This is a genomic window from Streptomyces nanhaiensis, assembly GCF_046614825.1.
GTDB lineage: Bacteria > Actinomycetota > Actinomycetes > Streptomycetales > Streptomycetaceae > Streptomyces > Streptomyces radiopugnans.
In genome coordinates this window covers 1-25,334 of record NZ_JBKJFM010000086.1, presented here as the reverse complement: position 1 = coordinate 25,334, position 25,334 = coordinate 1, and the positions used below count along the sequence as shown (strand labels likewise).

15 protein-coding genes are annotated in these 25,334 nt (G+C 72.0%); 5 read left to right on the top strand and 10 right to left on the bottom strand.

The annotated features are described in order from the left end of the window. Positions 1-381, top strand: a 381-nt coding sequence (locus ACLIYP_RS18765; protein ID WP_412714292.1) for a DUF4253 domain-containing protein, incomplete at its 5' end; no start/stop codon positions are given. Between the two features lie 199 nt (positions 382-580). On the opposite strand, the gene pulA is transcribed toward ACLIYP_RS18765, so the two are convergent. The 7 genes from pulA to ACLIYP_RS18730 all read right to left on the bottom strand — a co-directional run bounded on the left by pulA (position 581) and on the right by ACLIYP_RS18730 (position 14,108). Next, positions 581-5,971 carry a pullulanase-type alpha-1,6-glucosidase gene (gene pulA, locus ACLIYP_RS18760; protein ID WP_412714291.1) on the bottom strand — a complete coding sequence of 1,797 codons (5,391 nt, stop codon included), beginning with the start codon at positions 5,969-5,971 and terminating at the stop codon, positions 581-583. Between the two features lie 196 nt (positions 5,972-6,167). Continuing rightward, entirely contained in the window at positions 6,168-7,547 is a 1,380-nt protein-coding gene (locus tag ACLIYP_RS18755) for an alpha-amylase (RefSeq protein ID WP_412714290.1), read from the bottom strand. Between the two features lie 471 nt (positions 7,548-8,018). After that, complete coding sequence (locus ACLIYP_RS18750) at positions 8,019-9,116, bottom strand: LacI family DNA-binding transcriptional regulator (RefSeq protein ID WP_412714289.1); 1,098 nt, start codon at positions 9,114-9,116, stop codon at positions 8,019-8,021. Then, positions 9,113-10,768, bottom strand: a complete 1,656-nt coding sequence (locus ACLIYP_RS18745) for a glycoside hydrolase family 13 protein (protein WP_412714288.1) — start codon at positions 10,766-10,768, stop codon at positions 9,113-9,115. The genes ACLIYP_RS18750 and ACLIYP_RS18745 overlap by 4 nt, the downstream gene beginning before the upstream one ends. A gap of 58 nt (positions 10,769-10,826) precedes the next feature. Then, entirely contained in the window at positions 10,827-11,753 is a 927-nt protein-coding gene (locus ACLIYP_RS18740; RefSeq protein WP_412714287.1) for a sugar ABC transporter permease, read from the bottom strand. A 5-nt stretch (positions 11,754-11,758) separates the two neighbouring features. Next, a complete protein-coding gene (locus ACLIYP_RS18735; RefSeq protein ID WP_412714286.1) occupies positions 11,759-12,778 on the bottom strand; it encodes a carbohydrate ABC transporter permease in 1,020 nt (339 codons plus the stop codon). A 49-nt stretch (positions 12,779-12,827) separates the two neighbouring features. Then, the gene (locus ACLIYP_RS18730) at positions 12,828-14,108 is read right to left on the bottom strand and encodes an extracellular solute-binding protein (RefSeq protein WP_412714285.1); all 1,281 of its coding nucleotides are present in this window, start codon (positions 14,106-14,108) and stop codon (positions 12,828-12,830) included. A gap of 239 nt (positions 14,109-14,347) precedes the next feature. Here ACLIYP_RS18730 and ACLIYP_RS18725 point away from each other — a divergent pair, with 239 nt between their 5' ends. The 3 genes from ACLIYP_RS18725 (at position 14,348) to ACLIYP_RS18715 (ending at position 17,745) form a co-directional block, all read left to right on the top strand. Next, positions 14,348-15,685, top strand: a complete 1,338-nt coding sequence (locus ACLIYP_RS18725; RefSeq protein WP_412714284.1) for an extracellular solute-binding protein — start codon at positions 14,348-14,350, stop codon at positions 15,683-15,685. Positions 15,686-15,792: 107 nt separating this feature from the next. Then, complete coding sequence (locus tag ACLIYP_RS18720) at positions 15,793-16,863, top strand: LacI family DNA-binding transcriptional regulator (protein ID WP_412714283.1); 1,071 nt, start codon at positions 15,793-15,795, stop codon at positions 16,861-16,863. Positions 16,864-16,899: 36 nt separating this feature from the next. Then, positions 16,900-17,745, top strand: a complete 846-nt coding sequence (locus ACLIYP_RS18715; RefSeq protein ID WP_412714282.1) for a phosphatase PAP2 family protein — start codon at positions 16,900-16,902, stop codon at positions 17,743-17,745. A 109-nt stretch (positions 17,746-17,854) separates the two neighbouring features. On the opposite strand, the gene ACLIYP_RS18710 is transcribed toward ACLIYP_RS18715, so the two are convergent. The 3 genes from ACLIYP_RS18710 to ACLIYP_RS18700 all read right to left on the bottom strand — a co-directional run bounded on the left by ACLIYP_RS18710 (position 17,855) and on the right by ACLIYP_RS18700 (position 23,124). Beyond that, the gene (locus ACLIYP_RS18710) at positions 17,855-20,959 is read right to left on the bottom strand and encodes a bifunctional [glutamine synthetase] adenylyltransferase/[glutamine synthetase]-adenylyl-L-tyrosine phosphorylase (protein WP_412714281.1); all 3,105 of its coding nucleotides are present in this window, start codon (positions 20,957-20,959) and stop codon (positions 17,855-17,857) included. Between the two features lie 74 nt (positions 20,960-21,033). Further along, entirely contained in the window at positions 21,034-22,395 is a 1,362-nt protein-coding gene (gene glnA, locus ACLIYP_RS18705) for a type I glutamate--ammonia ligase (protein WP_412714280.1), read from the bottom strand. A gap of 96 nt (positions 22,396-22,491) precedes the next feature. Continuing rightward, positions 22,492-23,124, bottom strand: a complete 633-nt coding sequence (locus ACLIYP_RS18700; protein WP_412714279.1) for a GNAT family N-acetyltransferase — start codon at positions 23,122-23,124, stop codon at positions 22,492-22,494. A gap of 319 nt (positions 23,125-23,443) precedes the next feature. Between ACLIYP_RS18700 and ACLIYP_RS18695 the strand changes: the two genes are divergently transcribed. After that, a complete protein-coding gene (locus ACLIYP_RS18695) occupies positions 23,444-25,198 on the top strand; it encodes an NAD+ synthase (protein WP_412714278.1) in 1,755 nt (584 codons plus the stop codon). Positions 25,199-25,334 lie beyond the last annotated feature (136 nt).

The following is a 25,334-nucleotide window of genomic DNA, read 5'->3' as shown; positions in this document are numbered from 1 at the left end:
GCCCGGGTGGCCCGCGCGCTGGTGGCGCACGGCACCCTGCGCCGCCCGCGGGTGGCCCTGGTCCCGGCGGCGCGGAGCGCCGGCGTACCCGCCGCGATCGGCTGGGCGGGCACCCTGGCGTCCGGCGCGGGGCCCGAGGGGTACGACTCGGTGCTGCACTCCTGGGAGGAGCGTTTCGGTACGCGGGTGGTGGCGCTGGAGCCGGACGTACTGCACCTGTCGGTGCCGGAGCCGCCCCTCACCGCGGCCCAGGCCCTGCCGGTGGCGGCCGAGCACTACGCGTTCTGCCCCTCGGTGGTGCGGCAGGGCGCCGGATCGCTGGCGCGCTACGCGCGGGAGTGGCTGACCGGCCGGAACCTGTGGTCGTTCTGGTGGGAGTGAGCCGGACCGCGCCGGCCGGGCGGGAGGCAGGGCCGGGGGCAGGGCCGGAGGAAGCGGAGCCGGGCGAGGCGGGGCCGGGGACGCGCTTCGGGGCGGCGCCGTCCCTTCCGGCCCCGCCCCGAAGCGTTTCCCGTCTACTCCCCCGTCCCGGTCACCGTCCGGGTCACCGTCCGGGCCATTGCGTGGTTCACCGCGTGGTTCACCGCGCGGCGAACACCGCCACCGTGCGCGGCGGCACCGTGAAGGCTCCCTTGCCGCCGTCGAAGGCGGCGCTCCTCACCACCGTGTCGGAGCCCTTCGCCTGCACCGGGTGCAGTGCGTAGGAGGCGCCGGCGAGCGAGGAGACGGTCTGCGTCTGCCGCTCGGGGGTGGCGTTGAAGACGACCACCAGGTCGCGGTCGCCGTCCGCCAGGCGCATGGTGATCACGCCCGGGGTCTCCTCCTCGCCCGACAGCGGGAAGGACAGTGCCCGCTGGACCCCGGCCGCCGTGGACTGGCTGAAGGCCTTCTCGGTGGAGCGGATCTCCAGCAGGTCCCGGTAGGCGGCGGAGGCGCCGTCGATCTCCCCGCAGGAGGGCGAGAGGTCGGCCAGGGTCAGCAGCGGCTTCGCGTACGGCCACTTGTCCTCGTTGTCCCAGGCCGGCGGCAGGCCGCGGCCGAAGCCGTTGCCGGCCTCGCAGTTCCAGTGGATGGCGTTGTACCAGTCGCCGGAGTCGTAGGAGTTGCGGTCCAGCGACTTCGAGCGCAGCAGGTCGCTGCCCGCCTGGCTGAGGGCCGGCCCCTGGGAGAGGGCGGCGGTGGCCATGGCGATCACCTGCATACGGGCCCGGTCGGCGGCCTTGGTGTCCTTGGGCAGCTTGAACGCCAGGGCGTCGTAGAGGGTCTCGTTGTCGTGGGCGTCGGCGTAGGCGAGTGCCTCGCCGGGGGCGTCGGCGTATCCGGCCGGTGAGCCGTTGTAGTCGACCTGCGAGCCCTTGACCTGCCTGCCGGAGGTGTCGGTGAAGGTGTAGCCGGCGAGGTTGCCGGACAGCCCGACCTTGATCAGGTCCTGGTAGTGCAGGAGCCTGGCCCGCTGCTCCGCCTCGCTGCCGTTGGCGTCCGAGGAGTTGGGGTCGGTGTACAGGCCGCTGGCGAAGCCCTGGACTCCGGGGTCGGCGTCGAAGGGGCCGCCGCCGCGCACCGCGTCGCGGGCCCGGTCGGAGAAGGTGGCGATGCCGGTGCCGGCCATGTTCTTCTGCGTGGCCTGGACGAAGCGTGCGTCGTCGGCGACCTCGCCGAAGTTCCAGCCCTCGCCGTAGAGGATGATGCTCTTGCCGTCGACGCCGTCCTTCTCGGGGGTGAGGGCGTCCAGCGCCTCGCGGACGGCCAGGATGTTGGCCTTGGGGTGGTGGCCCATCAGGTCGAAGCGGAAGCCGTCCACCTTGTACTGCTTGGCCCAGGTGACGATGGAGTCGACCGTGAGCTTGCCCATCATGGTGTGCTCGGGCGCGGTGTTGGCGCAGCAGGTGGAGGTGGCCACCGTGCCGTCCTCCAGCAGGCGGTGGTAGTAGCCGGGCACGATGCGGTCCAGGACGGACTTGTCGTCCTGCCCGGCCGCCATGGTGTGGTTGTAGACCACGTCCAGCACGACCCGCAGTCCGGCCTCGTTGAGGCTCTTGACCATCTTGCGGTACTCGACGGTGCGGGTGGTGCCCTCGGCGTCGGTGGCGTACGAGCCCTCGGGCACGGTGTAGTGCAGCGGGTCGTAGCCCCAGTTGTAGGCGTCCTTGCCGCGGACCTTCCCGACGCACTCCTGCTGCTCGCCGGAGTCGGCGGGCAGGGCCGCCAGGTCGCAGGCGGGCTCGGCCCGGTCGGCGGCGCGCTCGGGGATGGAGGCGATGTCGTACGAGGGCAGCAGATGGACGTGGGAGGTGCCCGCGTCCGCCAGCTTCCCGAGGTGCTTCATGCCGTCGGCGGAGCCCTCGGTGAAGGCCAGGTAGCCGCCGCGGTGCTTCTCGCTCACCGTGGGGTCGGCGACGGAGAAGTCGCGGATGTGCAGCTCCTGGATCTGCGCGTCGCGCAGCGGTGTCGGGGCCGGCTTGTCCAGCCCCTTCCAGCCCCTGGGGGCCAGCTTCGGGTCGGACAGGTCGACGACCAGGCTCCTTTCGGAGTCGGTGGTCAGGGCGGTGGAGTAGGGGTCGGTGACCTTGTTGGTGACCAGCTTGCCCACCGAGGGCGCCCAGACCGTCACGTGGTAGCGGTACGGCTTGCCCGTCCAGCTCCGGTTGCCGTGCGCGCTCCACACGCCGGTGGTGTCGTCGCGCCGCATCCGCACGGTGCGGCCGTCCAGTTCGAGGGAGACCGCCTGCGCGGTGGGCGCCCACACCGACAGGGTGGGGCGGCCGCTCCGGTCGAAGACCGGGCCGAGGTCGGCCTTCGCCGCCTTGGTGCCGTAGAGGTCGTCCAGCACACCGGGGATCTGCACCCCGGTCGCCGCCAGCAGCGCCCCTTCGGTGTTGCGCTGGGTGGCGACGACCTGGCCGCGCAGGGCGGTGCGCACCCGGTCGCGGTCGCGGGGGTCGATGCGGAAGGCGGGGTAGTCCTTCAGGTGCGGGAACTTCTCCTTCTGCGCGTCGGTGAGCCCGCCGGGCACGGGGGCGAGGCGCAGCCAGCGGCCCTCGTGCTTCAGGGCGCCGTCCTCGACCGCGATGGTGCCGCGGGTGTCGTAGGCGAGCTGCTGGCTGGTGGCGTCGGTGGCCTTGACCTTCCAGGCGACGGTGTCCCGGTCGATCCACTGGGCCCCGGCCCCGGCCAGGTCCAGCTCGGGCGCGCCGCCGGTGGTGGGCAGCAGGTAGCCGGGGGTGGCGGACAGCTTCCAGACCTCGCGGCCGTGGGTGGCGAAGTCCAGCGACTGGTCGGCGTTCTCGTCCTTGGTGTCGCCCTTGTGGATGATGTAGCTCAGCGAGGTGGCGCCCTCGGCGAGCGGCACCTCGAAGGTGGCGCCGAAGGCGTCCTCCTTCACCGGCATCAGCGGCTTGGACCAGTCGGTGGGCTCGGCAGCGCCGGTCCAGGTGTGCAGGCCCCAGCCGTCGTAGTCGCCGTCGGCGCGGTGGTAGTGCAGTACGGCCTTCTTCTCGTCCTGCGGCGGGTAGACGCCCTCGGGCCGCTCGGACAGCGTCCGGTCACTGCCCTGCTCGACCCACACCTCGCCGGTCTTCGCCAGGTCGACGGTGCGCTCGGGACCGTCGTCCACGCCGTCCTTGGTGATGGTGAAGGAGAGCCTGCCCTCGCCGTCGGCCGGCCTGACCCAGGCGAAGGCGCCGTAGGCGTCGCGGCCGGTGAAGTCGGCGGTGCGGTCGCCGGCGACCAGCTTCCAGCCGTCGTAGTCGCCGTCGGCGCGCTGGTAGTGGACGACGGCCCAGTTCCGTTCCACCGCCGAGGGCTTCTCGGGCGGCGGGGCCTGGCCGGCGGTGGAGGAGGCGGTGTCGGAGGCGGTGCGGCCCTCGGCGTCGACCACGACGGCCTTGTAGCGCAGCGGCGTTCCGGCCTTCACGTCCCGGCCGATGTACTGGGTGACCTTGTAGGGGGCGTGGTCGGCGGTGCCGAGGGTCTGCCACTTCCCGTCGCCCGTCTGGGCGGCGAAGACGACGCGGTCGAGTCCGCCGTCCCCTCCCCCGACGTTCGCGGTGATCTCGACGGTGCCGGTGGCGCCCGCCGCGGGGGCCTTCAGCTCGACGGCCGGCGCGGCGGCGGGTGCGGGAAGCGGCTTCGCCGCCTTGAACACCACGGTGGACAGGGCCGGGACGGTGACGGTCAGCTTCGCGTCCGGTCCGGTGCGCACGGTGTCGTCGCCGCCGTGGATCTGGCGGAACGCGGTGGCCGGGGATCCGGTGGGGATCTCGACCGTGCGGGCCTTGGCGCCGTTGTTGGCGGCGACGAGGTACTCGGTGCGCTGCTCGGCGCCGGTGCGGGTGAAGGCGTACACGCCGGGGCCGTCGCCGGTCTGCGCGTAGCGCTCGGTCTGGACGCCGTCGCGCAGGGCGGGGTGCTCCCGGGTCAGCTTCGACAGGGCCGCGATGGAGCGGTACAGGGGGTGGGAGGTGTCGTACGCGTCCTCGGCGTGGGTGCGGTCGGTGCCGATCCGGTCGTTCTTCTCCTCGTCCAGGTAGGCGTCGGTCCTGGAGGCGAAGAGGGTCTGGCGGGCGTCCTGGTCGCCGCCGGCGCCGGTGAAGCCCTGCTCGTCGCCGTAGTAGACCACCGGGTTGCCGCGGCTGAGGAACATCAGCTCGTTGGCGAGCTTCGCCCGCTTCAGCAGCTCGGCGTCACCGGCGCCGGGGTTGTCCTGGCGCAGGAAGGTCCCGAAGCGGCCCATGTCGTGGTTGCCGGTGAAGGTGACCTGCTCGTACGCGTTGGAGCGGCCGGTGGTGTAGCGGTAGTCCTGGGCGAACAGGTCCGACAGCTTGGCCGCCGGCCCGCTCTGGGAGGCGTAGGAGCGGGCGGCCTCCTGGAAGCCGAAGTCGAGGGTGGCGTCGAGCTTGCCCCGGGTGACGTAGGGGGCCATCTGGGCGGGGTCGGAGGAGTAGACCTCGCCGAACATGAAGAAGTCGTCGCGCCCCTTCTTCGCGGCGTAGGCGTCCAGGGCGGTGGCCCACTGGGTCCAGAACTCCATGTTGACGTGCTTGACCGTGTCGATGCGGAAGCCGTCGATCCGGAAGTCCCTCACCCACCGCTGGTAGATCTTCTTCATGCCCTCGACGACCTCGGGACGCTCGGTCCACAGGTCGTCCAGGCCGTAGAAGTCACCGTGCAGGGCGCTCTCCCCGGCGAAGGTGGAGTCGCCCCGGTTGTGGTACATCTCCGGGTCGTTGAGCCAGCCGGGGACCTTCACGTCCTTCTCGGCCGCCGGGACGACCGGGGTGCGGGGGAAGGAGCCGCGGTCGGTCTGCGGGAACCTCCCCCCGGCGGCGTAGTCGGCGTCGTCGAAGGGCCTGCCGTCCTTGGTGAGGTAGGGGAAGGCGCCCTTGGACAGGTAGGAGTAGGACTTCTCCTCGTAGTCCACCACGTCGGCGGTGTGGTTGGTGATGACGTCGAAGAAGACCTTCATGCCCTTGTCGTGGGCGGCGTCGATCAGGTCCCGCAGGTCGTCGTTGGTGCCGAAGTGCGGGTCGACCTGGGTGAAGTCGGTGATCCAGTAGCCGTGGTAGCCGGCCGAGGCGTTCTTCCCCTCGCCCTGCACCGGCTTGTTCTTGAAGATGGGCGCCATCCAGATGGCGGTGGTGCCCAGGCCCTTGATGTAGTCCAGCTTCTCCTTCAGGCCCTCGAGGTCGCCGCCCTGGTAGAAGCCCTTGTGGGTGGGGTCGTAGCCGGTGGCCAGGCGGTCGCCCTCCAGTCCGCCGCGGTCGTTGGAGCGGTCCGCGTTGGCGAAGCGGTCGGGCAGGACGAAGTAGAACTGCTCCCGCGTCAGGTCGTGCCGTGTGGGCTCGGCGGCCAGTTTCGCGTCGGACGGCGGCGGCGGTGCGGCCTTGGCGGGGGCCGCCGCGGTGATGAGCGTCGCCAGGATCGCGGCCGCGATGCTCGCGGCCGCTCCTCTGCGCGCCAGGGGACCTGTCACGGGTCGCTCTCCTCGGGTGCGGTGATCTGTGCGTGGTGCGTGTGCGCTGCGTGTGGGGTGACCTGTGGGGCGGCCTGCGGGGGGAGTCCGGGGTGGGGAGGACCGCGGGCCGCCCGGCCCGGCGGCGGGGAAGTGGGCCGGTACCGGGCGGCCGGTTCTCGGGGCGGTCACGTGCGGCGCCGGGGCGCCGGAGGTGCTAGCAGCGGGAGCCGCTGCGCAGGGCTATGGCGGTGCCGGGGTTGAGGGTGGCGGTGAACTGGCCGGAGCTGTTCACGGTGACCCTGCCGCCGTTCTGGATGTTGCAGTAGGTTCCGCCCGGCAGCGAGGTCTGGAAGGTGCGGGAGATCGAGTACGTCTCGTGGTTGATGGCGACGTAGCCCTTGTTCCCGCGGCCGAAGGCGATGGCGTCGTTGCCGTTGTCCCACCAGTTGACGACGGCCTGGCCGCGCGTCTCGTTGCGGAAGGCGACCATGGAGGAGATCTCGCGCCAGGCGTGCTGGCACTTCCAGCCGTCCTGCCAGCAGGCGTTCACCCGGCCGCCGTTGGGCGGGCCGGCGTCGTAGTTGCTCCACTCGTAGCCGGAGTGGACGTCCGGGGCGCCGTACGGCCAGGCCAGCATGAAGACGTTGGCCAGGGTGTAGGCGGAGCCGTACTTGTAGTTCATGGTGTCGCCGCCGCGCTCGGTGTCGTGGTTGTCCACGAAGACGCCGGACTTGCCGGAGCTCATGTAGCCCCAGCCCTCACCGTAGTTCTTGAGGTAGGCGAGCTTCTCGCTGCCGAAGACCCGCTTGAGGTCCCGGGCGTAGCGGAACTCCTGCACGTCGCCGTTGTTGAGGTACTCGGTGGGCGAGACGGCCTCGCCCGCGCCGTAGATCGCCTCCTGCTTCCAGTAGACGTTCGGGTTGTTCAGCTGGGACTTGATGGCCGCCAGGTCGCCGGCGGGCATGTGCTTGGCCGCGTCGATCCGGAAGCCGTCCACACCGAGCGAGAGCAGGTCGTTCATGTAGGCCGCGATCCGGCTGCGGACGTAGGGCTCGCCGGTGTCGAGGTCGGCGAGACCCACCAGTTCGCAGTTCTGGACGTTGTACCGGTCCTGGTAGTTGCTGATCGTGGACCGGCAGTCGTCCATGTCGGCACCGCTGTAGATGCCGGGGTAGTTGTACTTGGTGTACGACGAGCCGCCGGTGCCGGTGCCGCTGCCCGCCGACATGTGGTTGATCACCGTGTCGACGACGACCTTCACGCCTGCCGAGTGGCAGGTGTTGACCATGTTCTGGAACTGCGAGCGGTTGCCGAGACGCCCTGCGATCTTGTAGCTGACCGGCTGGTACGAGGTCCACCACTGGCTGCCCTGGATGTGTTCCTGGGGCGGGGAGACCTGGACGAAGCCGTAGCCGGCCGGGCCGAGCCTGCTGGTGCACTCGCGTGCGATCGAGTCGAAGTTCCACTCGAACATCACGGCGGTGACGTCCTTGGTTCCGGGCGGCGCCGCCTGTGCCGATCCGGGAACGGCGATGAGGGAGCCTGCCATGCCCGCGACAAGCGCGAGCGTGGTGGCTGCGGATCTCCTGGCCACGTTTCCTCCTGTGGGGGGGAGCAGATGCAAGTGCCTGCCTGGGGGCAACGCGCCGCGCCCGTGAGGCGGTGGAGCAGTGAATGCTCTTGCTGCAAGAAGACTGAAAATGCCTGAAAGTCTTCGCGCAGGAGACCGTAGACGGGCCCTGGAAGTGCGTCAAGGCTTTGGACATCCACGGGAAACACGACCGCCATCTCCGTGCAATCTCTTTCGCAAGAGATTGCACGGTGCTACGTTCGACCACACTCCCGGTCCGGTCGGCCGGGGGACCAGGCACATGGACCCCACGCGCCCGGCCGGCCGGGCCGGGGTGCCCGCGTACCCGGCCGGCGGCACACGGTGGTGGCCGGCATGGTGACCGGCGTGGTGACCGGCGAGACGCACGCCGGGCGCCGGCGGGCACCCGGCGGCGGGGCTGTCAGGTCGCGCACCGCCGGGTGCCCGCCGGCGCCCGGCGGTACGTACCCGGTCCTACGACGGCGGGGCGGTCGAGCCGCGCACCACCAGTTCGGGCTGGAAGACGAACTCCGAGTGCTGGACGGGGTTCCCCCCGATCTCCTCCAGCAGCGCGTTCACCGCCGCGCTCGCCATGGCCTTGACCGGCTGGCGCACGGTCGTCAGCGGCGGGTCGGTGAAGGCGATCAGCTCGGAGTCGTCGAAGCCGACCACCGACAGCTCGCGCGGGACCTCCAGCCCGCGCTGCCGGGCCGCCCGCACCACGCCCAGCGCCATCAGGTCGCTGCCGCACACCACACCCGTGCAGCCCGCGCTGATCAGCGCGCCCGCCGCGGCGTGGCCGCCCTCGAGGGTGAACAGCGTGTGCTGGACCTGCTCGCGCACCCGCGCCGCGGGTACGCCCTGCTCGATCAGCGCCGCCGTGAACCCCTCGGCCTTGCGCCGAACCGGTACGTACCGGACGGGGCCGACCGCCAGGCCGATGTGCCGCGGATCGTGGCCGAGGTCGACCAGATGGCGCACCGCCATCCGGGCCGCCGCCCGGTCGTCGGGCGACACGAAGGGGGCGCTGACGTGCTCGTTGAAACCGTTGATGAGCACGAACGGCACGCCCCGGCCGGACAGCCGCACGTAGCGGCCCGGGTCCGCGGTGGTGTCGGCGTGCAGTCCGGAGAGGAAGACGATGCCGTTGACGCCGCGCTCGACGAGCTGGTCGACCAGCTCGTCCTCGGTGGCGCCGCCGGGCATCTGGGTGCACAGCACCGGCGTGTAGCCGTGTCCGGCCAGGACCTGCTCGATGACCTGGGCGAACGCCGGGAAGATCGGGTTGGTCAACTCCGGGATGACCAGCCCGATCAGACCGGCGCTGCGCTGCCGCAGCCGCACCGGCCGCTCGTACCCCAGCACGTCCAGGGCCGCCAGCACCTTCTGCCGGGTGCCGGCCGCCACGCCCGCCTTGCCGTTGAGCACACGGCTGACCGTGGCCTCGCTGACCGAGGCCTGGGCCGCGATGTCGGCCAGCCGGGCGGTTCCGGGGACGCTGCCGGGGACGGCGCCCGCGGCCGGGCCCCCCTGCTGGGGGACCCGGGCGGGCGCCGTGCCGGCCTCCGTCATACCTCCCACCAGACGGTGGTGTCGGCCGGGATCGCACCGCCCTCGTACTCGCCGCTGGCCAGCAGCAGCCGGCCGGGCGCCGCGGACAGCTCCACGGGCCGGTCGGTGGTGTTGGCCGTGCAGACGATGTCGCGGCCGGAGCCGTCGGCCGCGCGGCGCCGGAAGGCCAGCACCCCGGCGGGGAAGTCCTCCAGCCACTCCACGCTCTCGCCCGCGCCCAGCGCCGGGTGCTCGCGGCGCACCGCCAGCGCGCTGCGGTACAGCTCCAGCGTGGAGGTGGGGTCGCCGGTCTGCTCCTCGACCGACAGCTCGGCCCACTGCTCGGGCTGGGGCAGCCAGCTGCCGCCGGAGCCGAAGCCGTAGCTGGACCCGGCCGGCGCCCACGGGATGGGCACGCGGCAGCCGTCGCGCAGGCCGTCCTGGCCGTTGTCCTTGAAGAAGGACGGGTCCTGGCGCACCTCGTCGGGCAGGTCGGTGACCTCCGGCAGGCCCAGCTCCTCGCCCTGGTAGACGTAGGCCGAGCCGGGCAGCGCCAGCATCAGCAGCGAGGCGGCGCGGGCGCGGGTCAGGCCGCCGCCCAGCCGGGTGCGGTGGCGCACCACGTCGTGGTTGGACAGCACCCAGGTGGTGGGGGCGCCGACCGGGCGCATGGAGTCCAGCGACTCGTCGATGACCGCCCGCAGCGCCTCGGCGTTCCACGCGGTGTTCAGGTAGTGGAAGTTGAACGCCTGGTGCAGCTCGTCGGCGCGCAGGTAGAGCGCGGTGCGCTCGGGGCTGGGCGTCCAGGCCTCGGCGACGCCGATGCGTTCGCCGGGGTACTCGTCGAGGATGCGCCGCCAGGAGCGGTAGATCTCGTGGACGCCGTCCTGGTCGAAGAAGGGCAGCACCTGGTTGCCCAGCAGCTTCAGCTGCCCGGCCCGGCCCATGTCGGGCAGCCCCGCGGCCTTGACCAGTCCGTGGGCGACGTCGATGCGGAAGCCGTCCACGCCCATGTCCAGCCAGAAGCGCAGCACCGAGCGGAACTCGTCCCGCACGGCCTCGTTCTCCCAGTTGAAGTCGGGCTGCTCGGGGGCGAACAGGTGCAGGTACCACTCCCCCGGGGTGCCGTCGGGGTTCTTCGTGCGGGTCCAGGCCGGACCGCCGAAGATGGACTCCCAGTCGTTCGGGGGCTCCTCGCCCTTCGGGCCGCGCCCGGGGCGGAAGTGGTAGCGGTCGCGCAGCGGTGAGCCGGGGCCCTCGCGCAGGGCGCGCTGGAACCACTCGTGCTGGTCGGAGGAGTGGTTGGGCACCAGGTCCACGATGATCCGCAGCCCCAGCTGGTGGGCGTCGCGGATCAGCGCGTCGGCGTCGTGGAGGTCGCCGAACATCGGGTCGATGGCGCGGTAGTCGGCGACGTCGTAGCCGGCGTCGGCCTGCGGGGAGGCGTAGAAGGGGCTGAGCCAGACGGCGTCGACGCCCAGGTCGGCCAGGTAGGGCAGCCGCGCGCGGACGCCCGCCAGGTCGCCCATGCCGTCGCCGTTCCCGTCGGCGAAGGAGCGGGGGTAGACCTGGTAGATCACCGCGTCGCGCCACCAGCCGGTCGGCTCTCCCGAGGCGTCCGTGCGGATGGCCGGGGCCGTACCGGTGGCGGGGGCTGATGAGTGCTGGGTCATGTCATCCCTGGTGTCGTGAGTGGGGGGACGCGAGGTGCCGGACGGGTGGGGCGGCGGGTCAGGACTTGACGGCGCCGGAGGTCAGTCCGGCGACGAGGTGCCGCTGGGCGATGCCGAAGACGATCGCGGCCGGGACGGCGATGATCACCGCGGCGGCGGTCATCGAGCCCCAGTCGCCGACGTACTGGTTGACGAAGGTCTGCAGGCCGCCGGCGAGGGTGAGGTTCTCCTCGCCGGTCATGAAGGCCGACGCGTAGGCGACCTCGGCCCAGGCGGTCACGAAGCTGTAGAAGCCGGTGACGGCGAGACCGGGCTTGGCCAGCGGCAGGATCAGCCGCCAGAAGGTGCCGAAGGGGTTGAGGCCGTCCACGCGCCCCGACTCGTCGATGGAGACCGGGATGGTGTCGAAGAAGCCCTTCATCATCCAGGCGCAGAACGGCACCGCGATGGTCAGGTAGGTGATGATCAGTCCGACGGGCTGGTTGAGCAGGCCGAGCTGCGCCATCAGGTTGTACAGCGGCACGATCAGGATCGCCATCGGGAACATCTGCGTGATCAGCAGGGTCCACATCAGCGGGCGCATCCCGGGGAAGCGGAAGCGGCTGACGGCGTAGCCGGTGGTGGCGGAGATGAACACGCCGAGCAGCGTGGTCATCACCACGACCACCACCGAGTTCCAGAACCAGGTCAGGAAGTAGGTCTCGCCCAGGACGTGGGTGTAGTTCTCCAGCGTGAAGTTCTGCACCAGCGAGGTGGTGAAGGTCTCCGTCTTGGGCTTGAAGGACGTCACCAGCAGCCAGAACGGCGGGAAGACCGCGGCCAGGGCCGCCGTCAGCAGGCCCGCGTGGAGCGCGACGGAGGCCAGCGGCCCGCGCTCGCCGCGCCCGCGCACCCGCCCGCGCCGCCCGGCGCCGGCCGGCGGCACGGGCGCGGTGGTGGCGGGGTCGGGGGTCGTGGTCGCGGTGGTGGTTTCCGTGGTGTTCATCGTCGTCACCACACCTCTCCCTGCTTGCGGAGCGAACGGCGGTAGAACACCGCGAAGAGCATCAGGAGCAGCAGGATCAGCACGCCCCAGGCCGCGGAGGTGGCGAAGTCGCGCGGGCTGTTGAGGAAGGACAGCCGGTAGGCGTAGGTCACCAGGATCTCGGTGGAGTCGCCCGGGCCGCCGCGGGTGAGCAGGTAGATCACCGGGAACATGTTGAACGTCCAGATGGTGCTCAGCAGGACCACGGTGCTGCTGACCGAGCGGATGCCCGGCAGGGTGACGTTGCGGAAGCGCTGCCAGGCGTTCGCGCCGTCCACCTCGGCGGCCTCCAGCAGCTCGGAGGGGATGGCCTGGAGGGCGCCCAGCAGGGCGACGAGCATGAACGGCACGCCCAGCCAGACGTTCACCGCGATGACGGAGATCTTCGCCCAGGTGGGGTCGCCCAGCCAGGGGACGGCGTCGATGCCCCCGCCCTCCAGGACCCTGTTGAGGATGCCGTTCTTCTCGTTGAACAGCATCTGCCAGGCGAAGACGGAGACGAAGGCCGGGATGCCCCAGGGCAGGATGATCGCGATGCGGTAGACGGCCCGGCCGCGCAGCTTCCGGTTGAGCATGGTGGCCAGCACCAGGCCCAGCAGGAAGGTCACGGAGACGCAGCCGACCGTCCACAGCACCGTCCAGCCGAGCCGGTCCCAGAAGACGCTGTCGGTGAGGATGGCCCTGTAGTTCTCGAGACCGGTGAACTCGTAGGTGGCCTCGATCTCGTTGACACCGATGGTGCGGGCGACGTTGGCCTCGTCCGCGTCGGTCAGGGACAGCCAGATGCCCCGGACCAGCGGATAGCCGATGATCACCCCGATGACGATCACCACGGGGGCCACCATGGCCCACGCGTACCAGTGCGTCGCCAGAGCGCGGCGCAGCGGTCCGGGGACCTCCGTGGACTTCTCGCCAGTTCCGCGGCCGCGGCCGCGGGCGTCTCCGCCCGCGGCCGGTGCCACCGACTGGCCGGTCTCGACAGCCATGGTCGTCGGTCAGCCTCTCCCTGAGCTTTCCCTGGCCCTTACCCGGCCCTTACTTCCAGTCCCCGTCCTTGAGGAGCTTGGCGTACTCCTCGCCGGCCTTCTCCGCGGCGGCCTCCGGCTTGGTCTTGCCGGTCAGCACGTCGGCCATCTGGACGCGCAGCGGCTCGAAGAGGGAGTTGCCCTCGGCGATCCAGGGGCGCTCGACGGCCTTGTCCACGGCGGGCTTGAAGAACTGGACCATCTGGTTGTCCTTGACGGTCTTCTCCTCGTACACCGAGGTGCGGGTCGGCAGGAGGCTCAGCTCCTCGGTGGTGCGCTTCTGGACCTCGGCGGAGCTCATGTACTTGACGAACTCGTAGGAGGCGTCGAGGTTGTCGGAGCCCGCGTAGACCGAGTAGTTGTGACCGCCCTGCGGGGCGCCCTGGCCGGCGCTGCCGGCCGGGACCGCGGCGACCCCGAGGTTGTCCTCGTCGCCCTTGAACTGCTTGCCCGCGAGGGTGTCCTCGATGGCCCAGGGGCCGTTGACCATCATCGCGACCTTGCCGTCCTTGAAGGACTTCTGCATGTTCTCCCAGCCGTTGGTGGTGTCCGTGATCGCGGCCTTGGAGTCCACCAGGTCCTTCATCACCCCGAACGCCTTCGCACCGGGCTCGTCGTCGACGGTGATCTTCTTGGCCTCGGCGTCGAGCATGTCGCCGCCCTCGCCGTAGAGGAAGGGCAGGAACCAGTACGGGTCGTCACCGCGCAGGTAGAACGGGGTGACGTCGTTCTTCTTGAACGCGTCGGTGGAGTCCTTGATCTCCTCGACCGACTGCGGGACCTCGACGCCGGCCTTCTCCAGCAGGCCCTTGTTGTAGAACAGGGCCAGGGTGTCGATGACCTGCGGCACGGCGTAGGTCTTGCCGTCGTACTGGGTGCTGCCCCAGGCCTGCGGCAGGTAGTCGTCCTTGTTGTCGACCGCGGCGGTGTCGTCCAGCGGGGCGAGGTAGCCCAGGCTGGCGAAGTCGGCCACCCAGGCGACCTCGGTGCGCATCACGTCGGGGGCTCCGGAGCCGCCGCCCGCGGCGTTCTTGAACTTGTTGCTGGCCTCGCCGAAGGGGACGTTGACGTACTTGACGTCGACCTCGGGGTGCTTCTCCTCGAACTCCTCGGCGACCTTCTTGAAGAAGGCCTTCTCGGCGTCGCCCGACGTGTCCCAGAACTCGACGGTGCCCGACAGCTCGCCGCCGGCGTTCTTCTTCTCGCCGTCGCCGCTGTCGCCGCCGCCGCAGGCGGTGGCCGCGAGCGCGATGGCCGCGACCAGTGCGGTGGTCCCTATGCCACGCCGCATGTGAACTCCTCCATGATCCGGTGCCCGTCTCGCGGGGGCACTGGCGTACTCCGCGCGGGCCGCGCTGTCGCGGCGCCGGGCTGACGAGGAACGTAACAGCGGCGCAATCTTTTAGAAAGACCTTGCGGCAACTTTCTGCAAACGAGTCTGCAACGGCTTCCGCAAGAAGTTGCGCCCCTGCTACCTTCCTCCGCGTTCCACAGCGGATCCCCCGCTTGAGGACAGACGGGAAGAGCACGATGGAAACCCACATACACCCCGATACGTCCCGTTCCACCGGACGGACCGGCCGGCCCCGCGGGGCGGCCGCCGCGCTGGCCGCCGTCTCCCTGGCCCTGACTGCCACGGCCTGCGGAGTCCTCGGCACGTCCCCGGAGGACGACGCCTCCGCCGTGTCCGGCAGCGTCACCTGGTGGGACACCTCGGGCGAGGCCGAGGCCCCGCACTTCGCGAAACTCGTCGCCGCCTTCGAGAAGAAGCATCCCAACATCGACGTCGAGCACGTCTCCGTCCCCTTCGACCAGGCCCAGCAGAGGTTCCTGGACGCCGTGGAGTCCGGCCGGGGCGCCCCCGACGTACTGCGGGCGGACGTCGGCTGGACGATCGGCTTCGCCGCCGAGGGCCACCTCGCCGATCTCACCGGCACCCCCGCCCTGGACGCCGACATGTCCGGCTTCCTGCCCACCACCACCGCGAGCGTGATGCTGGAGGACGGCGGCGTCTACGGCGTCCCCCAGGTGACCGACACCCTCGCCCTGCTCTACAACCGCCGGATCTTCGAGGAGGCCGGGATCAACCGGCCGCCGGCCACCTGGAAGGACCTGAAGGACACCGCGCTGAAGATCAAGCGGGAGACGGGGGCCGAGGGCATCGTCCTCAACCCCGATCCCTTCTTCTCGCTGCCGTTCCTGTACGGCGAGAAGAGCGACCTGGTCGACGTGGCCTCCCGCACGATCACCGTCGCCTCCCCCGACTCGGTCCGGGGCGTGGCCACCGCCGCCGGCCTGGTCTCCTCCGGCGCCGCGCCCAGGCCGCCGGAGAAGGACGCCTACGCCGCCATGCAGAACGCCTTCAAGAGCGGCGAGGCGGCCATGATGATCAACGGCCCCTGGGCGACCGCCGACATCTTCTCCTCCCCGGAGTTCGAGGACCGCGACAACCTGGGCATCGCCGCCGTCCCGGCCGGCGGATCGGGCACCGCGGGCTCCCCCACCGGCGGCCACAACCTCGTGGTCTCCGCGAAGACGGAGAACCCGGACGCCTCGTACCTCTTCGTCAAGTACATGACCGACGCCAAGCAGCAGGAGAGCACCGCCCTCGCCCTGGGCCTGCTGCCGACCCGTACGGCCGCCTACACCGGGAAGGTGCTGTCCGACCCGGTCCGCAACTCCTTCTACCTGGCGCTGACCAAGGCCGTGGCCCGGCCGTCCCTCCCCGAGGGCGGGCAGCTCTTCGTCGCCCTCCAGCCCCACTACACGGCCATCCTGCGCGGCGAGGAGACCGCACGCGAGGGGCTGACCCGTACCGCCGAGGAGTGGAGCGCCGGGCTGCTGCCCGGCTACCGCGTCGAACGGTGAGACCCGCCTCCGGTTTCGCCCCCGACCCGGGGGCGAAACCACACCTATCCGGACGAACTCCCGGGTACGGTGGGCAGTCGGACACATGACCGGTACAGTCCGGTGCTGTGACCGCACGGCTAGCTGACATCGCAGCCCAGGCGGGGGTCAGCGAAGCGACGGTCAGCCGCGTCCTCAACGGCAAGCCCGGCGTTTCCCCGGCCACCCGCGAGTCCGTCCTCGCCGCACTGGACCTGCTGGGATACGAGCGGCCCGTGCGCCTGCGCCAGCGCAGCGCGGGGCTGGTCGGGCTGATCACCCCCGAGCTGGAGAACCCGATCTTCCCGGCGTTCGCCCAGGTCATCGGACAGGCGCTGACCCGTCAGGGCTACACCCCCGTCCTGGCCACCCAGACCCCTGGCGGCTCGACGGAGGACGAGCTGACCGAGATGCTCGTGGACCGGGGCGTGGCGGGCATCATCTTCGTCTCCGGGCTGCACGCCGACACCACCGCCGACATGCAGCGCTACGAGCAGCTGCGCGGCAAGGGCGTGCCGTTCGTGATGGTCAACGGCTTCTCCCCCAAGGTCCGCGCGCCCTTCGTCTCGCCGGACGACCGGGCCGCGATGCGACTGGCCGTCACCCACCTCGCCTCGCTCGGCCACGAGCGCATCGGACTGGCCCTGGGACCCGCCCGGTTCGTGCCCGTCCAGCGCAAGACGGAGGGTTTCACCACCAGCCTCCAGGAGCAGCTCGGGCTCTCGCCGAGCGAGGCGGAGTCGATGGTCCAGCACTCGCTGTACACCCTGGAGGGCGGCCAGGCGGCGGCCGGCTCCCTGATCGACCGGGGCTGCACCGCCGTGGTCTGCGCCAGCGACATGATGGCGCTCGGCGCCATCCGGGCCGCCCGGCAGCGCGGCCTGGCCGTTCCCGGCGACGTCTCGGTCATCGGCTTCGACGACTCCCCGCTGATCGCCTTCACCGATCCGCCGCTGACGACCATCCGCCAGCCGGTGACCGCGATGGGCCAGGCGGCGGTACGGGCGCTGCTGGAGGAGATCGGCGGCACCCCCGCGCCCCACAGCGAGTTCGTCTTCCTGCCCGAGCTGGTCGTCCGCGGATCCACCGCCTCCGCGCCTCAGGGCCGGGGGTCCGTCCCAGGGAGGACCGAGGACGGCCGGGACCGGTCCGGGGGATGATCGGCCGGGGGCCGGATTCTGGCAGACTGGCGCACCATGGGGGCTCCGATCGCGAGGACGACAGAAGAAGCCAGAGTGACCACTGTCGCTCCGGCAGATGAACGCACGGTTGTTCCGGCTCCGCGCCGCACCGTCTCGCAGCGCATCCGCGCGCCCCGCCGGCCCCGGATCTGGTTCGAGATCACGCTGATCGCGGTCAGCTACTGGACGTACTCCATGATCCGCAACGCCGTGCCGGAGCAGGAGGCGCAGGCCCTGCGGAACGCCGACTGGCTGTGGGAGGTCGAGCGCGCCCTCGGCATCGCCGTGGAGCAGTCCCTCAACCACGCGGTCAACGGCGTCACATGGCTGATCGTGACGATGAACTACTACTACGCCACGCTGCACTTCATCGTCACCATCGGCGTCCTGGTCTGGCTCTACCGCAGACACCCGGGCCGCTACGCCGCCACCCGCACGGTCCTGTTCGCCACCACGGCCGTCGCCCTGCTCGGCTACTACCTCTACCCCCTGGCCCCGCCGCGGCTGATGGAGAGCGTTCACTTCATCGACACCGTCAAGGTCCACGGCACCTGGGGCTCGATGGCCTCGGGCAACATGGCCAACGTCTCCAACCAGTACGCGGCCATGCCGTCGATGCACATCGGCTGGTCCGTGTGGTGCGGCATCACCCTCGCCCTGCTGGCGGCACCGCTGTGGGTGAGGATCCTCGGCTGGCTCTACCCGGCCCTCACCCTGGTGGTCATCGTCTGCACCGCCAACCACTTCTGGCTGGACGCGGTCGGCGGGCTGGTCTGCCTGGGCATAGGCTTCGCGATCTCCTGCGCCTGGTACGGCGCACCGGCCCACCGCCTCCCCCGCCTGGTCCCCTCGTCCCCCTAGGCCTCGCCGCGAGGACGACACGAGAACACCCCCCGCACCCGGCCACCGGTGGTACCCGGCCCGTACCCGCACCCACCACGGGCGCACCCGCCGCCAACGGCGGAGCCCCTCACTCCACCCCGTAGAACAACCGGTCCACCACCGCACGGGCACGGCGCGTGGTGCGCCGGTAGTCCTCCAGCATCTCGCCCACGTGCCCCGGCTCGTAGCCGAGGTAGCGGCCGACGGCGGCCAGCTCGCGCGACTCGGAGGGGAAGGTGTCGCCGGGCCGGCCGCGCACCAGCATCACCCCGTTGCGCACCCGGGTGGCCAGCAGCCACGCCTCGTCCAGGGTCGCGGCGTCCTCCTCGCCGATCAGCCCGGCGTCCCGCGCGGCGGCCAGGGCCGCACGGGTGCGGGTGGTGCGCAGCCCCGGCACCTGCGCACCGTGGCGCAACTGCATGAGCTGGACCGTCCACTCCACGTCCGACAGCCCGCCCCTGCCCAGCTTGGTGTGGGTGGTGGGGTCGGCGCCGCGCGGCAGCCGCTCGCTCTCCATCCGCGCCTTGAGGCGGCGGATCTCCCGCACCGCGTCCTCCCCCAGGCCGTCCTCCGGATAGCGCAGGGGGTCGATCAGCTCGACGAAGCGGCGGCCCAGGTCCGCGTCGCCCGCCACCGGCTCGGCCCGCAGCAGCGCGTGCCGCTCCCACACCTGCGACCAGCGGCGGTAGTAGGTCCCGTAGGAGGCCAGCGTGCGCACCAGCGGGCCGCTCCTGCCCTCCGGCCGCAGGTCGGCGTCGATGAGCAGCGGCGGGTCGGAACTGGGGAGCTGCAGGAGGCGGCGCATCTCGCCCGCGACGGCGAGGGCCGCCTCGCCGGCCTCCCGCTCGTCCACGCCCTCGCGCGGTTCGTGGACGAACAGCACGTCCGCGTCGGAGCCGTAGTTCAGCTCGCGGCCCCCGAAGCGGCCCATGCCGATGACGGTGAAGCGGGTGGGCAGGGTGTCGCCCCAGCGGGCGTCCACCGCCGCCCGCAGGGCGCCGGCGACGGTGGCGGCGTTCAGGTCGGACAGCGCCTCCCCCACCCGGTCCACGGCGTCCGCCATGCCGTCGGCGCCCGACGGCGCGCCCTCCCCCGAACCCCCCGCACCACTGCCCGCAATTCCCGCGACGCCCCCCGAAACGTCCTCCGAGCCGCCCTCGCCACCGCCCCCGGCCTTGTACGCGCCGATGACGTCGGCCGCGGCGGTACGGAACAGCTCGCGCCGCCGCACCCCGCGGACGGCGGTGACGGCCTGCTCGGGCCCATCGGCCCGGCCGACGGCCGCCAGCGCCTCCTGGGTCAGCGCCTCCCGCCCGCGCGGCCGCAGCCCGCCCGGGTCGCCGAGCAGGGCGACGGCCTCGGGTGCGCGCAGCAGCAGGTCGGGGGCGAGCCGCCCGGCCGACAGCACCCGGGCCAGGTTCTCCGCGGCGGCCCCCTCGTCCCGCAGCAGGCGCAGGTACCAGGGGGTCTGGCCGAGCGCGTCGGAGACCTTGCGGAAGCCCAGCAGTCCGGCGTCGGGGTCGGCGGAGTCGGCGAACCAGCCCAGCAGCACCGGAAGCAGGGTGCGCTGGATGGCGGCCTTGCGGCTGACCCCGGAGGTCAGCGCCTCCAGGTGGCGCAGGGCGGCGGCCGGGTCCGCGTAGCCCAGCGCCTCCAGGCGCTGCCCGGCGGCGCTGGCCGACAGCCGGATCTCGCCGGGCGCGAGCTGGGCGACGGCGTCCAGCAGCGGCCGGTAGAAGATCTTCTCGTGCAGCCGCCGCACCACCGCGGCGTGCCGCTTCCAGGCGCGGGTCAGCTCGGCCACCGGGTCCTGGCGGAAGCCCAGGGAACGTCCCAGGCGGCGCAGTTCGGCCTCCTCCCGGGGCATCAGGTGGGTGCGGCGCAGCTTCTGGAGCTGGATGCGGTGCTCCAGGACGCGCAGGAAGCGGTACGCGTCGCCGAGCGCGGCCGCGTCCTGGCGGCCCACGTACCCGCCCGCCGCTAGGTCGTCGAGCGCGGCCAGCGTGGTGGGGCTGCGCAGGGCGGTGTCACTGCGCCCGTGGACGAGCTGGAGGAGCTGGACGGCGAACTCCACGTCGCGCAGGCCCCCGGGGCCGAGCTTGAGTTCGCGGTCGAGCTGCGCGGCGGGGATCCCGGCGACCACGCGGCGGCGCATCTGCTGCACGTCGGTGACGAAGTTCTCCCGCTCGGCGGCCTGCCACACCATCGGGGCCAGGGCCTCGGTGTACTCGCGGCCCAGTGCCGGGTCGCCGGCCACCGGACGGGCCTTGAGCAGGGCCTGGAACTCCCAGGTCTTGGCCCAGCGCCGGTAGTACGCCAGATGACTGGACAGGGTGCGCACCAGCGGGCCGTTGCGCCCCTCCGGCCGCAGGTTGGCGTCCACCGGCCAGATGGTGCCCTCGGCGGTGGTGTCGGAGCAGATCCGCATCATGCGCGCGGCGAGCCGGGTCGCGGCGCGCAGCGCCTCGGCCTCCCCGTCGCCGCCGTCCCCGGCCGCCGCGCCGGTTCCCCCGGCGGGCTCGGCGACGAAGACGACGTCCACGTCCGAGACGTAGTTCAGCTCGCGGCCGCCGCACTTGCCCATCCCGATCACGGCCAGCCGGCACGCCCGCGCGTCCCCCGGCTCCTCGCGCCCGGCCATCGCCAGGGCGGCGCGCAGGGTGGCGGTGGCCAGGTCGGCCAGCTCGGCGGCGGTCTCGTCGACGGTCGTGGTGCCGCAGACGTCGCGGGCGGCGATGGTGAGCAGGGCGCGGCGGTAGGCGACGCGCAGTTCGTCGGGGCCGTCCGCGCCTGCGAGCGCGGCCTCGAACTCCCCGACGCCCGGGTGGAGATCGGCCGTCTCGTAGGAGTGGAGGGCCCGCCAGTCGCCCGGGTGGCCCGCGAGGTGGTCGCCGAGCGCCTCGGAGGCGCCCAGCACGCCCAGCAGCCGGTCGCGCAGCGGTTTGGCGGCCAGCACGGTGCCCAGCAGCGTCTGCCGCGCGGCGTCGTCCGGCTGGGCCTCCACCAGCCGGACGAAGGACAGCAGCGCCTGGTCGGGGTCGGCGGTGGCGCCGAGCGCGTCGAGCAGCACCGCGTCGTCCCGCACCCGGGCCAGGGCGGGCGAGTCCAGCAGGCGGCCGGCCGCCCCCGGATCGGTGAACCCCTGCCGTACGAACCGTCCGAACCGGCTGTCCCGCCGACCGCCCTGCACCACCGTGGCCTTGCCTCTCGCCGCTGCCGCCGTACCGCCCTGCCGTACCGCCCCGCGTCCCGCGGGGCGCGGACCCGCTACAGCACCGGCAGGTTCTTGCGCAGCTCGAAGGCGGTGACCTCGGAGCGGTACTCCTCCCACTCCTGCTTCTTGTTGCGCAGGAAGAAGTCGAAGACGTGCTCGCCCAGGGTCTCGGCGACCAGCTCGCTGCGCTCCATCAGCGCGATCGCCTCGCCCAGGTTCTGCGGCAGCGGCTCGATGCCCATCGCGCGGCGTTCGGCGTCCGACAGGGCCCACACGTCGTCCTCGGCGCCCACGGGGAGTTCGTAGCCCTCCTCGATGCCCTTCAGCCCGGCGGCGAGCAGCACCGCGTAGGCCAGGTAGGGGTTGGCGCCGGAGTCCAGGGAGCGCACCTCGATCCGGGTGGAGCCCATCTTGCCCGGCTTGTACATCGGCACGCGGATCAGCGCGGAGCGGTTGTTGTGCCCCCAGCAGATGTAGGAGGGCGCCTCGCCGCCGGCGCCCGCGGTGCGCTGGGCCCCGCCCCAGATGCGCTTGTAGGAGTTGACCCACTGGTTGGTGACGGCGGAGATCTCCCCGGCGTGCCTGAGCAGCCCGGCGATGAAGGAGCGGCCGACCTTGGAGAGCTGGTACTCGGCGCCGGACTCGTGGAAGGCGTTGCGGTCGCCCTCGAACAGCGACAGGTGGGTGTGCATCCCGGAGCCGGGGAACTCCGAGAACGGCTTGGGCATGAAGGTGGCCTGCACCCCCTGCTCCAGCGCGACCTGCTTCATCACCAGCCGGAAGGTCATGATGTTGTCGGCCGTCGACAGGGCGTCGGCGTACCGCAGGTCGATCTCCTGCTGCCCCGGGGCGCCCTCGTGGTGGGAGAACTCCACCGAGATGCCCATCGACTCCAGCATGGTGATCGCCTGGCGGCGGAAGTCCTGGCCGACGTGCTGGGGGGTGTGGTCGAAGTAGCCGGAGGAGTCGGCCGGGGTGGGCCGGGTGCCGTCCACCGGCTTGTCCTTGAGCAGGAAGAACTCGATCTCGGGGTGGGTGTAGAAGGTGAAGCCCAGGTCGGAGGTCTTGTTCAGGGCCCGCTTGAGGACGTAGCGGGGGTCGGCGTAGGAGGGGGAGCCGTCCGGCATCAGGATGTCGCAGAACATCCGCGCGGTGCCGGGGGCCTCGGCGCGCCAGGGCAGGATCTGGAACGTGCTCGGGTCGGGCTTGGCGATCATGTCGGACTCGTAGACGCGGGCGAAGCCCTCGATCGCGGACCCGTCGAAGCCCATGCCCTCGTCGAAGGCCTGCTCGAGCTCCGCGGGCGCGACGGCGACGGACTTCAGAAAGCCGAGGACGTCGGTGAACCACAGCCGGACGAACCGGATGTCGCGCTCCTCGAGCGTCCTGAGCACGAATTCCTGCTGCTTGTCCATGGTCACCCATCCTCGCTGGTCAGACGGCCCTCCCCCGCACCGCCCGGGAAAGGAGCGGCCCGCACACCAGTATCACGGTGAGGGGTTACCGTCACATTACGCCGACCCGGTCTCCGTGGACCTGCCCAGATAGGTGAGCGGGCCGGGATCGGGCACCGCCAGCTCGTAGAAGCCGAGGCGGTCGTAGAAGCGCCGCGCGCCGGTGTTCGCCGTCAGCATGCCCAGGTGGACGCGCCCGGCCCCCTCCCGGCGCAGGGCGTCCAGCAGCGCGCGCATCAGCGCCCTTCCGTGCCCCGCGCGCTGGTACGCGGGGAGGATGTCGATGTGGAGGTGCGCCGGGTGGCCGGCGAGTTCGGGCAGCACCATCCGCTCGGGCGTGTACAGCAGCTCGGTCATCCGCTCGTCCGGTGTGACCGGCCGGCGCGCCCTGGGGTACCTGTCGGCCACGCGCGGCAGCCATTCGCGGCGGAACGCCTCGGCGAACGCCGCGGTGTCGGCGGTGCCGATCGCGTACCCGACCGCGCGCCCGCCGTCGTCCAGCACGAAGGCCAGGTGCGGTCCGAGCCACACGTACGGCCCGGCGAAGAGGTCGCCCATCAGATCGGGGTCCCGGTAGATCCCCCGCGCGTCGCCGCCCGCGTCGGCGGTGCGCACGCACACGTCGTACACCGCCTCCCGGTCCTGCGGCCGGTACGGCCGTACGGACGGCCCGCCCTTGTCCTGGCTCACCGGAGCCTCCTTCCACTCATGCTGGGAGCGCTCCCAGCATGGCCGCACGGGCCCCGCGGGACAACCCTCCGGAGCCGTTGCCCCGGCCCCGGCGCCCGGTCCGCCTCCAGCGTCGCCGGCGCGCCCTCGCAGGGGTGCCCGACTGCTGCGGCGGACACGGCACTCCTCCCGACGGCCGGTGGTCGAGGCCAACGCCGCGAGCCGGGAGCCCCGGCCGCACCTCGGACCAAGGCCTTCACCCGAACGGGTGCGACACGCGGTATCCCGGCCGATCCCCCGCCTCCCGGGATCGCGTCAGTACGACGATTAGACTGACCGTGTGCCTCAGCTACGACTCGCCCTGAACCAGATCGACTCCACCGTCGGCGACCTCGCCGGGAACGCGGACGCGGTCGTCCGCTGGACGCGGCACTCCGCCGAGCAGGGGGCGCACCTCGTGGCGTTCCCCGAGATGATGCTCACCGGCTACCCCGTCGAGGACCTGGCCCTGCGCCCGTCCTTCGTCCAGGCCAGCCGGTCCGCCCTCACCGCCCTCGCCGCCCGCCTGGCCGACGAGGGACTGGGCGGGCTGCCCGTGGTCGTCGGCTACCTCGACCGGGCGGAGGAGGCCCAGCCCCGCTACGGCCAGCCCGCCGGCGCGCCCCGGAACGCCGCGGCCGTCCTCCACGAGGGCGAGGTCGTGCTGACCTACGCCAAGCACCACCTTCCCAACTACGGGGTCTTCGACGAGTTCCGCTACTTCGTCCCCGGCGAGACCCTGCCCGTGATCCGGGTGCACGGCGTCGACGTGGCCCTGGCGATCTGCGAGGACCTCTGGCAGGACGGCGGCCGGGTGCCCGCCGCCCGGGCCGCCGGGGCGGGCCTGCTCCTGTCCGTCAACGCCTCCCCCTACGAGCGCGACAAGGACGACACCCGCCTGGACCTGGTGCGCCGCCGGGCGCGCGAGGCGGGCTGCACCACCGCCTACCTGGCCATGGTGGGCGCCCAGGACGACCTGGTCTTCGACGGCGACTCGATCGTCGTCTCCGCCGGCGGCGAGGTCCTCGCGCGGGCGCCGCAGTTCGAGGAGGGCTGCGTCGTCCTCGACCTCGACCTGCCCGCCGCCGCGCCCGAGCCCCCCTCCGGCAACGTCTCCGACGGCCTGCGCATAGACCACCGCACCCTCTCCGCCTCCCCCCTCCCCCCGTACGAGCCGCAGGTCACCGGGGCCGAGGCCCCCCGCATGGACGACGACGAGGAGGTCTACACCGCCCTCGTCACGGGTCTGCGCGCCTACGTCCTGAAGAACGGCTTCCGCTCGGTGCTCATCGGGCTGTCCGGCGGCATCGACTCCGCCCTGACCGCCGCCATCGCCTGCGACGCGATCGGCCCGGAGAACGTGTACGGCGTCTCCATGCCCTCGCGCTACTCCTCGGAGCACTCCAGGGACGACGCGGCCGAGCTGGCCCGCCGCACCGGCCTCGACTTCCGCACCGTGCCGATCGTCCCGATGTTCGACGCGTACATGGAGTCACTGCGCCTCACCGGCCTGGCGGAGGAGAACCTCCAGGCCCGGCTGCGCGGCACCCTGCTGATGGGCCTGTCCAACCAGGAGGGCCACATCGTGCTCGCGCCGGGCAACAAGTCCGAACTGGCGGTCGGCTACTCGACCCTCTACGGCGACTCGGTCGGCGCGTACGGCCCGATCAAGGACGTCTACAAGACCACCGTCTTCCGCCTCGCCCGCTGGCGCAACAAGGCCGCGGCCGAGCGCGGCGAGACCCCGCCGATCCCGGAGAACTCCATCTCCAAGCCGCCGAGCGCGGAGCTGCGCCCGGACCAGGTGGACACCGACTCCCTCCCCGACTACGACGTCCTGGACCGGATCCTGGAGCTGTACGTGGACCTGGACCGGGGGCGGGAGGAGATCATCGCCGAGGGCTTCGACAAGGAGACCGTCACCCGCGTCCTGCGCATGACGGACACCGCCGAGTACAAGCGGCGGCAGTACCCGCCGGGCACGAAGATCTCCGCGAAGGGCTTCGGCAAGGACCGCCGCCTGCCGATCACCAACCACTGGCGCGAGACCGGCTGACGCCGGCCTCCCCGCGACGGCGGGCGCCCCGGCGCCGGGGCGCCCGCCGTTCGTCCACCGCACCGCACCCGGCCCCGCGGCGGAACCCGCCCTCAGCGGACCCCGGCTCCGCGCCGCTCACCGGCCTCCCGCGAAC